This is a genomic window from Streptomyces sp. 17_S59, assembly GCF_056930295.1.
The window spans coordinates 1,094,533-1,107,254 of record NZ_JBXOWD010000001.1 but is presented as its reverse complement, the minus strand read 5'-3'; the positions used below and the strand labels follow the sequence as shown (position 1 = coordinate 1,107,254).

The 12,722-nt window shown below is 71.1% G+C and carries 11 protein-coding genes; 9 read left to right on the top strand and 2 right to left on the bottom strand.

Annotation, left to right across the window (positions count from 1 at the left end; all coding sequences use genetic code 11):
• Positions 1-41 precede the first annotated feature (41 nt).
• The 8 genes from ruvC (at position 42) to AC1Z4A_RS04575 (ending at position 9,458) form a co-directional block, all read left to right on the top strand.
• Positions 42-593: a crossover junction endodeoxyribonuclease RuvC gene (gene ruvC / locus AC1Z4A_RS04610; protein WP_483676538.1), complete on the top strand. Its 552-nt coding sequence runs from the start codon at positions 42-44 to the stop codon at positions 591-593.
• A complete protein-coding gene (gene ruvA, locus AC1Z4A_RS04605; RefSeq protein ID WP_483676537.1) occupies positions 590-1,213 on the top strand; it encodes a Holliday junction branch migration protein RuvA in 624 nt (207 codons plus the stop codon). Before ruvC ends, ruvA begins: the two co-directional genes overlap by 4 nt.
• A gap of 129 nt (positions 1,214-1,342) precedes the next feature.
• A complete protein-coding gene (gene ruvB, locus AC1Z4A_RS04600; protein WP_483676536.1) occupies positions 1,343-2,419 on the top strand; it encodes a Holliday junction branch migration DNA helicase RuvB in 1,077 nt (358 codons plus the stop codon).
• Positions 2,420-2,583: 164 nt separating this feature from the next.
• Positions 2,584-3,075, top strand: coding sequence for a preprotein translocase subunit YajC (gene yajC / locus AC1Z4A_RS04595; RefSeq protein ID WP_483676535.1), 492 nt, complete (start codon positions 2,584-2,586; stop codon positions 3,073-3,075).
• A gap of 149 nt (positions 3,076-3,224) precedes the next feature.
• Positions 3,225-5,063 carry a protein translocase subunit SecD gene (gene secD, locus AC1Z4A_RS04590; protein WP_483676534.1) on the top strand — a complete coding sequence of 613 codons (1,839 nt, stop codon included), beginning with the start codon at positions 3,225-3,227 and terminating at the stop codon, positions 5,061-5,063.
• 1 nt (position 5,064) lies between these two features.
• Positions 5,065-6,195, top strand: a complete 1,131-nt coding sequence (gene secF / locus AC1Z4A_RS04585; protein WP_483676533.1) for a protein translocase subunit SecF — start codon at positions 5,065-5,067, stop codon at positions 6,193-6,195.
• Positions 6,192-6,758: an adenine phosphoribosyltransferase gene (locus AC1Z4A_RS04580; RefSeq protein WP_483676532.1), complete on the top strand. Its 567-nt coding sequence runs from the start codon at positions 6,192-6,194 to the stop codon at positions 6,756-6,758. Before secF ends, AC1Z4A_RS04580 begins: the two co-directional genes overlap by 4 nt.
• A gap of 168 nt (positions 6,759-6,926) precedes the next feature.
• Positions 6,927-9,458 carry a RelA/SpoT family protein gene (locus AC1Z4A_RS04575; protein ID WP_483676531.1) on the top strand — a complete coding sequence of 844 codons (2,532 nt, stop codon included), beginning with the start codon at positions 6,927-6,929 and terminating at the stop codon, positions 9,456-9,458.
• An 84-nt stretch (positions 9,459-9,542) separates the two neighbouring features.
• On the opposite strand, the gene AC1Z4A_RS04570 is transcribed toward AC1Z4A_RS04575, so the two are convergent.
• Both AC1Z4A_RS04570 and AC1Z4A_RS04565 read right to left on the bottom strand, forming a co-directional pair.
• Entirely contained in the window at positions 9,543-10,772 is a 1,230-nt protein-coding gene (locus AC1Z4A_RS04570; protein ID WP_483676530.1) for a DUF349 domain-containing protein, read from the bottom strand.
• A gap of 210 nt (positions 10,773-10,982) precedes the next feature.
• A complete protein-coding gene (locus AC1Z4A_RS04565) occupies positions 10,983-11,786 on the bottom strand; it encodes a peptidylprolyl isomerase (RefSeq protein WP_483676529.1) in 804 nt (267 codons plus the stop codon).
• Positions 11,787-12,001: 215 nt separating this feature from the next.
• Here AC1Z4A_RS04565 and AC1Z4A_RS04560 point away from each other — a divergent pair, with 215 nt between their 5' ends.
• Positions 12,002-12,712: an MBL fold metallo-hydrolase gene (locus tag AC1Z4A_RS04560; protein WP_483676528.1), complete on the top strand. Its 711-nt coding sequence runs from the start codon at positions 12,002-12,004 to the stop codon at positions 12,710-12,712.
• The last annotated feature ends 10 nt before the right edge of the window (positions 12,713-12,722 follow it).

Sequence of the window (12,722 nt, the reverse complement as noted above, 5' to 3'; positions counted from 1 at the left end):
GGCCGATAGCCTGCCGGAACAGGTGACCGAAGGAGGGGGCAATGCGGGTGCTGGGCGTGGACCCGGGGCTGACGCGGTGCGGCGTCGGCGTGGTGGAGGGCGTCGCCGGACGGCCGCTGCGCATGGTCGGCGTGGGCGTCGTGCGTACCCCGCCGGAGGCCGAGGTCGCCGAGCGGCTCGTCCTCATAGAGCGCGGCATAGAGCAGTGGCTGGACGAATACCGGCCCGGCTATGTGGCGGTGGAGCGCGTGTTCAGCCAGCACAACGTCCGCACGGTGATGGGCACCGCCCAGGCCAGCGCGGTCGCCATGCTCTGCGCCGCACGCCGCGGGCTGCCGGTCGCCCTGCATACACCCAGCGAGGTCAAGGCCGCAGTCACCGGCTCCGGACGGGCCGACAAGGCACAGGTCGGCTCGATGGTCACCCGCCTGCTGCGGCTCGACGCACCGCCGAAGCCGGCGGACGCCGCCGACGCCCTCGCCCTGGCCATCTGCCACATCTGGCGGGCACCGGCGAACAACCGCCTCCAGGAAATCGCCGCCGCCCACCGCCGCACCACCGCTCCCGTACGACTCCCGAAGGGCACCCGATGATCGCCTTCGTCTCCGGCCCGGTTGCGGCCCTCGCTCCCGACACCGCCGTGATCGAGGTCGGCGGGGTGGGCATGGCCGTCCAGTGCACCCCGGGCACGCTCGCCAGGCTGCGGGTCGGCGAGCCGGCCAGGCTTGCCACGTCCCTCGTGGTCCGCGAGGACTCCCTGACGCTCTACGGCTTCGCCGACGACGACGAGCGGCAGACCTTCGAGCTGCTCCAGACCGCGAGCGGGGTCGGGCCGCGGCTCGCCCAGGCGATGCTCGCCGTGCATGCGCCCGATGCCCTGCGGCGGGCGTTCGCCGCGGGGGACGAGAAGGCGCTCACGGCCGTGCCGGGGATCGGCAAGAAGGGGGCGCAGAAGCTGCTGCTGGAGCTGAAGGACCGGCTGGGCGCGCCGGTCGGGGCTGCTGCGCCTGCGGGCGTCGCTTCCATCGGCGCCGCCGGGTGGCGCGATCAGCTGCATGCGGCGCTTGTCGGGCTGGGGTATGCGGCTCGGGAGGCGGATGAGGCGGTTGCGGCGGTTGCTCCGCAGGCGGAGGCCGCGCTGGCCGAGGGGACGCAGCCCCAGGTGGGACAGCTGCTGCGGGCTGCGTTGCAGACGCTGAACCGGGCTCGCTGATTGTTTTTCTCCCCCACCCCGCCCCTTCCCGTAACCGGGGCTCCGCCCCGGACCCCGGTCCTCAAACGCCGGACGGGCTGACATTGCCGCCCGGACGGACGAGGACAAGAAGACCGTGAGGTTTCACCCGTGAACTGGGACGACGAGTCCGCACCTGCCACCCGTACCGGCGACCGCCTCGTCGGCAATGTCGCCGACCGAGAGGACCAGGCGGTCGAGGCGGCGCTGCGGCCCAAGGACCTGGGCGAGTTCATCGGCCAGGAGCGGGTCCGTGAGCAGCTGGACCTCGTGCTGAAGGCCGCCCGCGCCCGTGGTGCCACCGCCGACCACGTGCTGCTCTCCGGCGCCCCCGGCCTCGGCAAGACCACCCTGTCGATGATCATCGCGGCCGAGATGGGCGCCCCCATCCGCATCACCTCCGGCCCCGCCATCCAGCACGCCGGCGACCTGGCCGCGATCCTGTCCTCCCTCACCGAGGGCGAGGTGCTGTTCCTCGACGAGATCCACCGCATGTCCCGGCCCGCCGAGGAGATGCTCTACATGGCCATGGAGGACTTCCGCGTCGACGTCGTCGTCGGCAAGGGCCCCGGCGCCACGGCCATCCCCCTGGAGCTGCCGCCCTTCACCCTCGTCGGCGCCACCACCCGGGCCGGGCTGCTGCCGCCCCCGCTGCGCGACCGCTTCGGCTTCACCGGCCACATGGAGTTCTACGCCCCCGCCGAGCTCGAGCGCGTCGTCCGCCGCTCCGCCCGGCTGCTCGACGTGGCGATCGAGGACAGGGGAGCCGCCGAGATCGCCGGGCGCTCCCGGGGCACGCCCCGCATCGCCAACCGCCTGCTGCGCCGGGTGCGCGACTACGCCCAGGTCAAGGCAGACGGCGTGATCACCCGGGAGATCGCCGCCCAGGCCCTGGAGGTCTACGAGGTCGACGGGCGCGGCCTGGACCGCCTCGACCGCGCCGTGCTCACCGCCCTGCTGAAGCTGTTCGGCGGCGGCCCGGTCGGGCTCTCCACCCTGGCGGTGGCGGTGGGGGAGGAGCGCGAGACGGTCGAGGAGGTCGCCGAGCCGTTCCTGGTGCGGGAGGGGCTGCTGGCCCGTACGCCCAGGGGCCGGGTCGCCACGCCCGCGGCCTGGTCGCACCTCGGGCTGGTGCCGCCCGGGCAGCAGGCGGGGGGCGCGGGGCAGCAGGGTCTCTTCGGGCGGTGACGGCGCGGGGGCTGGTCCGGCCAGGAACCACGGTGCCATGCTGGGCGTTGTTCCATCGGTGCGGACTCGCTTAGACTCCGCCGATGCCGTCCGTATTTGTACGGCATACCGCCCCCGTAGACCAGGCCGCGCCCCCAGCGGTCGTGTGAAGGAAACCCCGTCCCGTGAATATCGTGACTCTCCTGCCGTTCATCGTGCTCATCGGGGCCATGTTCCTGATGACCCGGTCGGCCAAGAACAAGCAGCGCCAGGCCATGCAGATGCGCGACCAGATGTCGCCGGGCACCGGTGTCCGGACGATCGGCGGCATGTACGCCACGGTCAAGGAGATCCACGAGGACACGGTCCTCCTGGAGGTCGCCCCGGGCGTCCACGCGTTCTACGCGAAGAACGCCATCGGTGCCGTTCTCTCGGACGACGAGTACAACCGCATCGTCCACGGCCTGGAGCCGGAGGAGACCCCGGTCGTCCCGGACGACGCCTCGTCGCTCACCGAGGCCGTCGACGCCGGTGAGCCTCCGGTCGAGAAGAAGATCGACCTCGGCAAGGACGCCGGCGGCGAGCAGGAGCAGGCCGACAAGCCCGGCAAGACCGGCGCCGAGGACGAGGCGGGGACGAAGGACGCCAAGCGGGACGGCGACACCGACGCGAAGTAGCCCCTCGACGGAACCGCGGAGCACCCACCGAGCGGTGCACCGCGGTTCCGTTACGGTCTAGGCTCCGGCGGGGGGCAGGTCCCCACAAGACTTCGTGGCCGCCCGGCGAACACTCGGTGCCCGGCGGTTGGACAGGGAGAAACGACAAGGTGGCAGCACCGAAGAAGGGCCGCAGGTCCCCGGGCGGCCAGGGCAGGCCGGGCAGAGTCCTGGCCTTCATCCTGATCGCCATGGTGGCGCTCACCGGGGGGATGTTCGCCTCCGGGCACACCACGCCGCGGCTTGGCATCGACCTTGCCGGCGGCACCAGCTTCACGCTGGAGGCCAAGAACGAGCCCGGCAAGCCCAACGCGATCAACGCGACCAACATGAACACCGCCGTGGGCATCATCGAGCGGCGTGTGAACGGTCTCGGTGTCACCGAGGCCGAGGTCCAGACGCAGGGCGGCAAGCACATCATCGTGAACATCCCCAAGGGGACGAACGCGAAGCAGGCCCGCCAGCAGGTCGGCACCACCGCCAAGCTCGCCTTCCGGCCCGTCCTGACCGCGACTGCCGGCGTCAAGGCTCCCGAGCCCGCGCCGAGCACCTCCGGCAGCGGCAAGGACAAGGAGAAGGACGGCAAGGAGAAGGAGGGCGACAAGAGCAAGCCCTCCGGTTCGCCGTCCCCCTCCGGCAGCGCCAGCCCCCAGGGCCGCGCCGTGACCGACGCCCTCAAGGCCGACGGCACCCCGGCCCCGAACGCCACCGCGTCCGTCGCCGACGGCAAGAAGGACGACAAGTCCTCCGAGAAGCCGTCCGACAAGCCCTCGGACAAGCCGTCCGGCAAGCCCGACGACAAGAAGACCCCCGAGCCGACCCCGTCCGCCGGGGACGCGGCCGCCCTGCAGAAGCAGCTCGACGCGCTCGACTGCTCCACCAAGGACGGCCGCGCCAAGGCGAACGAGGCCGCTGCCGCCGCCAAGGCCACCGACCCGATCGTGGCCTGCCGCAAGGACGGCCAGGCCAAGGAGATCCTCGGCCCGGTGGCCGTGGAGGGCACCAACGTCTCCGGCGCCAACGCCGTCTTCGACAGCCAGCAGGGCAAGGGCTGGATCGTCCAGCTGAAGTTCGACTCCACCGGCTCCAAGAAGTTCGCCTCGGTCACCGGCCAGCTCGCCGGCAAGCCCGCCCCGCAGAACCAGTTCGCGATCGTCCTCGACGGCGAGGTCTTCTCCGACCCGTCCGTCAGCAGCTCGATCACCGGCGGCCAGGCGGAGATCTCCGGCGGCTTCACCCAGCGGAGCGCCCAGGACCTGTCCAACGTGCTGTCCTACGGTGCCCTGCCGCTGTCCTTCGACGTCGTCACCGAAACCACGGTGACCGCCGCGCTCGGCGGCGAGCAGCTGCACGCCGGTCTGATCGCCGGTGCCATCGGCCTCGCGCTCGTCGTCCTCTACCTGGTGATCTACTACCGCGGGCTCGCGCTCGTGGCCCTCGCCAGCCTCCTGTGCTCGGCGATCCTCACCTACACGCTCATGGTCCTGCTGGGCACGGCCATCGGCTTCGCGCTGAACCTGCCGGCCGTCTGCGGCGCCATCGTGGCGATCGGCATCACCGCCGACTCCTTCATCGTCTACTTCGAGCGCATCCGCGACGAGATCCGCGAGGGCCGCACCCTCCGCCCGGCCGTGGAGCGCGGCTGGCCGCGCGCGCGGCGCACCATCCTCGTCTCGGACTTCGTCTCGTTCCTCGCCGCCGCGGTGCTCTTCATCGTCACCGTCGGCAAGGTGCAGGGCTTCGCGTTCACCCTCGGCCTGACCACGCTCCTCGACGTCGTCGTGGTCTTCCTCTTCACCAAGCCGCTGATGACGCTCCTCGCCCGCCGCAAGTTCTTCGCCAGCGGTCACCCCTGGTCCGGTCTGGACCCCAAGCGGCTCGGCGCCAAGCCGCCGCTGCGGGCCTCCCGCCGCCGTCCCTCCGCCACCGTCGACCCGAAGGAGGCGTGAGATGTCGCGACTCGGCACCATCGGCGCCCGGCTCTACCGCGGCGAGGTCGGCTACGACTTCGTCGGCAAGCGGAAGATCTGGTACGGCATCTCGATCCTCATCACCATCACGGCCATCGTCGGCCTGGCGGTGCGCGGCCTGAACATGGGCATCGAGTTCTCCGGCGGCGCGGTCTTCACCACCCCCAAGACCTCGGTCTCGGCCGAGACGGCCAAGCGGACGGCCGAGGAGGCCTCCGGCCACACCGCCATCGTCCAGAAGCTCGGCGACCGCACGCTGCGCATCCAGGTCAGCGAGCTGACCACGGACAAGTCCCGGACGACGCAGGAGGCGCTGGCCAAGAAGCTCGACGTCCCGCTGGACAAGGTCAACACCGACATCGTCGGCCCCAGCTGGGGTGACCAGATCGCCAACAAGGCATGGACCGGCCTCGGGGTCTTCATGATCCTGGTGGTCGTCTACCTGGCGATCGCCTTCGAGTGGCGGATGGCCCTCGCCGCGCTCATCGCCCTGATCCACGACCTCACGATCACCGTCGGCATCTACGCGCTCGTCGGCTTCGAGGTCACCCCGGGCACCGTGATCGGTCTGCTGACGATCCTCGGCTACTCCCTCTACGACACCGTCGTCGTCTTCGACGGTCTCAAGGAGAGCGCGAAGGACATCACCAAGCAGACCCGCTTCACCTACAGCGAGATCGCCAACCGCAGCCTCAACGGCACCCTGGTGCGCTCCATCAACACCACGGTGGTGGCGCTGCTGCCGGTCGCCGGCCTGCTGTTCATCGGCGGCGGCTTCCTCGGCGCGGGCATGCTGAACGACATCTCCCTCGCCCTGTTCGTCGGCCTCGCGGCCGGCGCCTACTCGTCGATCTTCATCGCCACTCCGCTGGTCGCCGACCTCAAGGAGCGCGAGCCGCAGATGAAGGCCCTGACCAAGCGGGTGCGCGCGCGGCGCGCCGCCGACGCGGCCAAGGCCGAGTCCACCGGCGCCGAGCCCCAGGAGGGCGCCGACGGGCCGGACGACGACGAGCCGGAGGACGAGGCCCCCGCCGGGGTCGTCGGCCAGCGCGGCCGTTCCGCGAGCCGCAACCGCGGTGGCCGCGGCCGTCCCCAGGGGCGGCGCCGATGAGCGCCACCCGCGCCTCCGGCGCCGACCAGGACCTGCAGGAGCTGCTGCTCAGCCGGATCCACGACGTACCCGACTACCCGAAGCCGGGCGTGATGTTCAAGGACATCACCCCGCTGCTCGCCGACGCCGAGGCCTTCGGCGCGCTCACGGACGCCTTCGCGGGCATCTGCGAGCGCTACGAAGCCACCAAGGTCGTGGGCCTGGAGGCCCGCGGCTTCATCCTGGGCGCCCCCGTGGCCGTCCGCGCCGGGCTCGGCTTCGTGCCCGTGCGCAAGGCGGGCAAGCTCCCCGGTGCCACCCTGGCCCAGTCGTACGAGCTGGAGTACGGCACCGCCGAGATCGAGATACACGCCGACGCGGTCGGCGCCGGCGACCGCGTGCTCGTCATCGACGACGTGCTGGCCACCGGCGGCACCGCGGAGGCCTCGCTCAAGCTGATCCGCCGCGCCGGAGCCGAGGTGGCGGGCGTGGCGGTGCTCATGGAGCTGGGCTTCCTGCCCGGCCGCCGGCGCCTGGAGCCCGCCCTCGCCGGGGCGCCGCTGGAGGCGCTGATCACCGTCTGAGCCGCGCCACGGCGCCGCAGAACGGACCGCACGGCGGGCACCGGGGAAGTCCCCGGTGCCCGCCGCTGTTGTTCCTGTTGCCGCCGGGCGAGCGGCGGCCGGACGGCCGGGATCGATACCATGGCAGTCCGGACCTGAACGGGGGGCCGGTACGCATGAGGAGTGCTCTTGCCAGACGAGGTCCAGCCGCTCACCGCCGCTCAACAGCAGGACAAGCCTTCTCCCGGGGCCGCGGCGGTCGCGGGCACGCCCACGGGCCGCCCGGGGAGCACGGCCGAGCCCGCAGCCCGGGGCCGCGGCGAGCCGAGGACCGCGGAGCCCGCGCACCACAAGGCCGCCCCGCAGGCCCAGCCCGCCGCCTCCGCACCGGCCCGCCCGGCGCCCCCGCAGGGCCCCGCATCCCGCCCCGCCTCCTCCAGCCGGGTCCGCGCCCGCCTCGCCCGTCTGGGCGTACAGCGCTCCAGCCCGTACAACCCGGTGCTCGAGCCGCTGCTGCGCATCGTGCGCGGCAACGACCCCAAGGCGGACACCGGGACCCTGCGCCAGATCGAGCGCGCCTACCAGGTCGCCGAGCGCTGGCACCGGGGCCAGAAGCGCAAGAGCGGCGACCCGTACATCACCCACCCGCTCGCGGTGACCACGATCCTCGCCGAGCTGGGCATGGACCCGGCCACGCTGATGGCCGGCCTGCTGCACGACACCGTCGAGGACACCGAGTACGGCCTGGACGACCTGCGCCGTGACTTCGGCGACCAGGTCGCCCTGCTCGTCGACGGCGTCACCAAGCTGGACCGGGTGCAGTTCGGCGAGGCCGCACAGGCCGAGACCGTCCGCAAGATGGTCGTCGCCATGGCCAAGGACCCGCGCGTCCTGGTCATCAAGCTCGCCGACCGCCTGCACAACATGCGCACCATGCGCTACCTCAAGCGGGAGAAGCAGGAGAAGAAGGCCCGCGAGACCCTCGAGATCTACGCCCCGCTGGCCCACCGGCTGGGCATGAACACCATCAAGTGGGAGCTGGAGGACCTCGCCTTCGCGATCCTCTACCCCAAGATGTACGACGAGATCGTGCGCCTCGTCGCCGAGCGGGCCCCCAAGCGCGACGAGTATCTGGCCATCGTCACCGACGAGGTCCAGGCCGACCTGCGCGCCGCCCGCATCAAGGCGACCGTCACCGGCCGCCCGAAGCACTACTACAGCGTCTACCAGAAGATGATCGTGCGGGGCCGCGACTTCGCCGAGATCTACGACCTGGTGGGCATCCGCGTCCTCGTCGACACCGTCCGCGACTGCTATGCGGCGCTCGGCACCGTCCACGCCCGCTGGAACCCGGTGCCGGGGCGGTTCAAGGACTACATCGCGATGCCCAAGTTCAACATGTACCAGTCGCTGCACACGACGGTCATAGGGCCCAGCGGCAAGCCCGTCGAACTCCAGATCCGCACGTTCGACATGCACCGCCGCGCCGAGTACGGCATCGCCGCGCACTGGAAGTACAAGCAGGAGGCGGTCGCCGGAGCCTCCAAGATCCGCACGGACGTGCCGAAGAACGCCGGCAAGAACCAGGACACCGTCAACGACATGGCCTGGCTCCGGCAGCTGCTGGACTGGCAGAAGGAGACCGAGGACCCGGGCGAGTTCCTGGAGTCCCTGCGCTTCGACCTCTCCCGCAACGAGGTCTTCGTCTTCACGCCCAAGGGCGACGTCATAGCGCTGCCCGCAGGGGCCACGCCCGTCGACTTCGCCTACGCCGTCCACACCGAGGTCGGCCACCGCACGATAGGCGCCCGGGTCAACGGCCGCCTCGTGCCCCTGGAGTCGACCCTCGACAACGGCGACCTGGTCGAGGTCTTCACCTCCAAGGCGCCCGGCGCCGGTCCCTCCCGCGACTGGCTGGGCTTCGTCAAGTCCCCGCGCGCCCGCAACAAGATCCGCGCCTGGTTCTCCAAGGAGCGCCGCGACGAGGCCATCGAGCAGGGCAAGGACGCCATCGCGCGGGCCATGCGCAAGCAGAACCTGCCGATCCAGCGCATCCTGACCGGCGACTCGCTGGTCACCCTCGCGCACGAGATGCGCTACCCCGACATCTCCTCCCTCTACGCCGCCATCGGCGAGGGCCACGTCGCCGCGCAGGGCGTCGTGCAGAAGCTCGTCCAGGCCCTCGGCGGCGAGGACGCGGCCACGGAGGACATCGAGGAGACCGCTCCCATCCGCGGCCGCTCCAAGCGGCGCGCGAGCGCCGACCCGGGCGTGGTCGTCAAGGGCGTGGACGACGTCTGGGTCAAGCTGGCCCGCTGCTGCACTCCCGTCCCCGGCGACCCGATCATCGGCTTCGTCACCCGCGGCAACGGCATCTCGGTGCACCGCGCCGACTGCGTCAACGTCGACTCGCTCTCCCAGCAGCCCGAGCGCATCATCGACGTCGAGTGGGCGCCCACCCAGTCGTCCGTCTTCCTCGTCGCCATCCAGGTCGAGGCGCTGGACCGGTCCCGGCTGCTGTCGGACGTCACCCGCGTACTGTCCGACCAGCACGTCAACATCCTCTCCGCCGCCGTGCAGACCTCCCGCGACCGGGTGGCCACCTCGCGCTTCACCTTCGAGATGGGCGACCCCAAGCACCTGGGGCACGTCCTGAAGGCGGTGCGCGGCGTCGAGGGCGTGTACGACGTCTACCGCGTGACGTCGGCCCGCCGCCCGTAGGCGGGCATCGGCAAGCAGACATGAGTAAGGGGCTCCGGCAATAGCCGGAGCCCCTTACTCAATGCCCTGCTCGGCGGCCTCGGATCAGCCGCCGAACTCTTCGAGACCCTTCAGAGCCTGGTCCAGCAGCGCCTTGCGGCCCTCCAGCTCCTTGGCGAGCTTGTCGGCCTTCGCGTCGTTGCCCGCCGCGCGCGCCTTGTCGACCTGCTCCTGGAGCTTGTCGACGGCCGACTGCAGCTGCCCCGTCAGACCGGCCGCACGGGCCCGCGCCTCCGGGTTCGTACGCCGCCACTCGGCCTCCTCGGCCTCCTGGATGGCGCGCTCGACCGTGTGCATGCGACCCTCGATCTTCGGCCGGGCGTCGCGCGGCACATGGCCGATGGCCTCCCAGCGCTCGTTGATCGAACGGAAGGCCGCCCGGGCCGCCTTCAGATCGGTGACCGGGAGCAGCTTCTCGGCCTCGGCGACCAGCTCTTCCTTGAGCGTGAGGTTGCCCTGCTGCTCGGCGTCGCGCTCGGCGAACACCTTGCCGCGCGCCTGGAAGAAGACGTCCTGGGCACCCCGGAAGCGGGCCCACAGGTCGTCCTCGGCCTCGCGCTGCGCACGTCCGGCGGACTTCCACTCGGTCATCAGATCGCGGTAACGGGCTGCCGTCGGCCCCCAGTCCGTGGACCCGGAGAGCGCCTCGGCCTCGGCGACCAGCTTCTCCTTGACCTTGCGGGCGTCCTCACGCTGGGCGTCCAGCGAGGCGAAGTGCGCCTTGCGGCGCTTGGAGAACGCCGAGCGGGCGTGCGAGAAGCGGTGCCACAGCTCGTCGTCCGTCTTGCGGTCCAGCCGGGGCAGGCCCTTCCAGGTGTCGACCAGGGCGCGCAGCCGCTCGCCGGCCGACCGCCACTGCTCGCTCGCCGCCAGCTCCTCGGCCTCGGCGACCAGCGCCTCCTTGGCCGTACGGGCCTCCTCGGCCTGCTTGGCCTTCACCGCCTTGCGCTCCTCGCGGCGCGTCTCCACCGAGGCCGAGAGCTTGTCGAGCCGCTCGCGCAGCGCGTCCAGGTCGCCCACCACATGGTGCTCGTCGACCTGGGTGCGGATGTGCTCGATGGCGGCCGTAGCGTCCTTGGCCGAGAGGTCGGTGGTCCTCACACGCCGCTCGAGGAGGCCGATCTCGACGACCAGGCCCTCGTACTTGCGCTCGAAGTAAGCCAGGGCCTCCTCCGGAGACCCCGCCTGCCACGATCCGACGACCTGCTCGCCGTCGGCGGTACGCACGTACACGGTCCCCGTCTCATCGACGCGGCCCCACGGGTCGCTGCTCACAGCGCCTCCTCCACATGATGCCGGGGCCGGTCCCGGCCCGCGCGCATCGTCCACAGTTGTTCCGGGCAGAGCCGCGCCCTGGCCGGTCCGACGGCTTGATCATTCGGGTGCGTACGGCCGCCGGATCAGGCACCCTACACAACGCCAACATAGGCGAACGGTGGCCCGGCTGTCCGTATCCCGCGCGACCGAAATTTCGCCGTCCGGGCGTCAGCTTTTGGTCACCGTCGCCTGGTCGATCACCACGGTCGCGTTCGGTGCGCCGTCGCCGGCCCCCGACTGCTCGCCCGCGTCGGCGATCTTCTTCAGCGTCTTCATGCCCTCTTCGCCGATGGTGCCGAACGGCGTGTACTGCGCCGACAGCTGGCTGTCCTGGTAGACGAGGAAGAACTGGCTGCCCCCGGAGTGCTGCTGGCCGGTGTTGGCCATCGCGATCGTGCCCGCCGGGTAGACGTCCCCCTTGAGCTTCGGGTCCTTGAGGTTCTCGTCCTCGATCGTGTAGCCGGGGTTGCCCATACCGGTGCCCTTCGGGTCACCGCACTGCAGGACGTAGATGCCCGCGGTGGTGAGCCGGTGGCACTTGGAATGGTCGAGGAACCCTTCCTTCGCCAGGAAGTCGAACGAGTTCACCGTGTGCGGGGCATTCGCCGCATCGAGCTTGACGTCGATCACACCGCAGGTCGTCTTCAGATTCATCGCGTACGACGCCGACTTGTCGATCGTCATCTCCGGCTCCGACTTCCACGTCTTGGCGGAGGGCGTGCCCGGAGCGGGCTTGGCGCACGGGTCCGGCTTGGGGGTCGGCGCGGCCGCATCGGCCTTGTCCTTCTTCCCGTCGCCCGAGAAGGCACCGGTGGCGAACGCGGTCGCACCGGCGGCCAGCACCACGGCGAGACCGGCGGCGATCACCGCATTGCGGCGGCGGGCCTTGCGCTGCGCAGCCTCGCGGCGCTGCTGCTGCCGCTCGAACTTCTCCCGGGCGAGCTGCCGCCGCCGCTGCTCGTTACTGACCACCGGTCCTCTTCCTCATGCCGTGTCGTATGGGTGCCGTGTCGCCTGGTGTCCAGAAGGCCTGTGTTGCGAGTGTGTCCGTACCGTATACGGGTTCGCGGCGGTGGGAGTGCCGCCGGTAGGCTCTGAGACGGCCGGGCGTCCCCGCCGGGGCTCCCGCCGAAGCACCGCCTGCCGGCACCGCCTGCCGAATACCCCGCCGATCATTAAGGACGAACGTGCTCATTGCCGGGTTCCCCGCCGGGGCCTGGGGGACCAATTGCTATCTGGTCGCCCCGGCCGCCGGCGAGGAGTGCGTGATCATCGACCCGGGCCACCAGGCGGCCCAGGGCGTCGAGGAAGCACTGAAGAAGCATCGGCTCAAGCCCGTCGCCGTCGTCCTCACCCACGGCCACATCGACCACGTCGCCTCGGTCGTCCCGGTGTGCGGCGCGCATGACGTACCGGCCTGGATCCACCCCGCGGACCGCTACATGATGAGCGACCCGGAGAAGGCCCTGGGCCGCTCCATCGGGCAGCCGCTCATGGGCGAGCTGACCGTGGGGGAGCCGGACGACGTCAAGGAGCTGTCCGACGGCAGCCGGCTGGAGCTGGCCGGGCTGGAGTTCACCGTCGCGCACGCGCCCGGCCATACCAAGGGGTCGGTGACCTTCAGGATGCCCGAGACCACCGAGATCCCGTCGGTGTTCTTCTCGGGCGACCTGCTGTTCGCCGGCTCCGTCGGACGCACCGACCTGCCCGGCGGTGACCACGCCGAGATGCTCCAGTCACTGGCACGCGTATGCCTGCCCCTGGAGGACTCGACCGTGGTGCTGTCCGGCCACGGCCCCCAGACGACCATCGGCCAGGAGCGCGCCACCAACCCGTACCTACGGCAGGTGGCCGCCGGCATCGGAGCCGGATCCCCGGCTCCGCGACGAGGAATGTGACGAGAGTTTT

Coding starts and splice junctions, on each gene's coding strand:
- ruvC (WP_483676538.1), top strand. CDS start 42: ATGCGGGTGCTGGGCGTGGACCCGGGGCTGACGCGGTGCGGCGTCGGC.
- AC1Z4A_RS04580 (WP_483676532.1), top strand. CDS start 6,192: ATGAGCGCCACCCGCGCCTCCGGCGCCGACCAGGACCTGCAGGAGCTG.
- secF (WP_483676533.1), top strand. CDS start 5,065: ATGTCGCGACTCGGCACCATCGGCGCCCGGCTCTACCGCGGCGAGGTC.
- ruvA (WP_483676537.1), top strand. CDS start 590: ATGATCGCCTTCGTCTCCGGCCCGGTTGCGGCCCTCGCTCCCGACACC.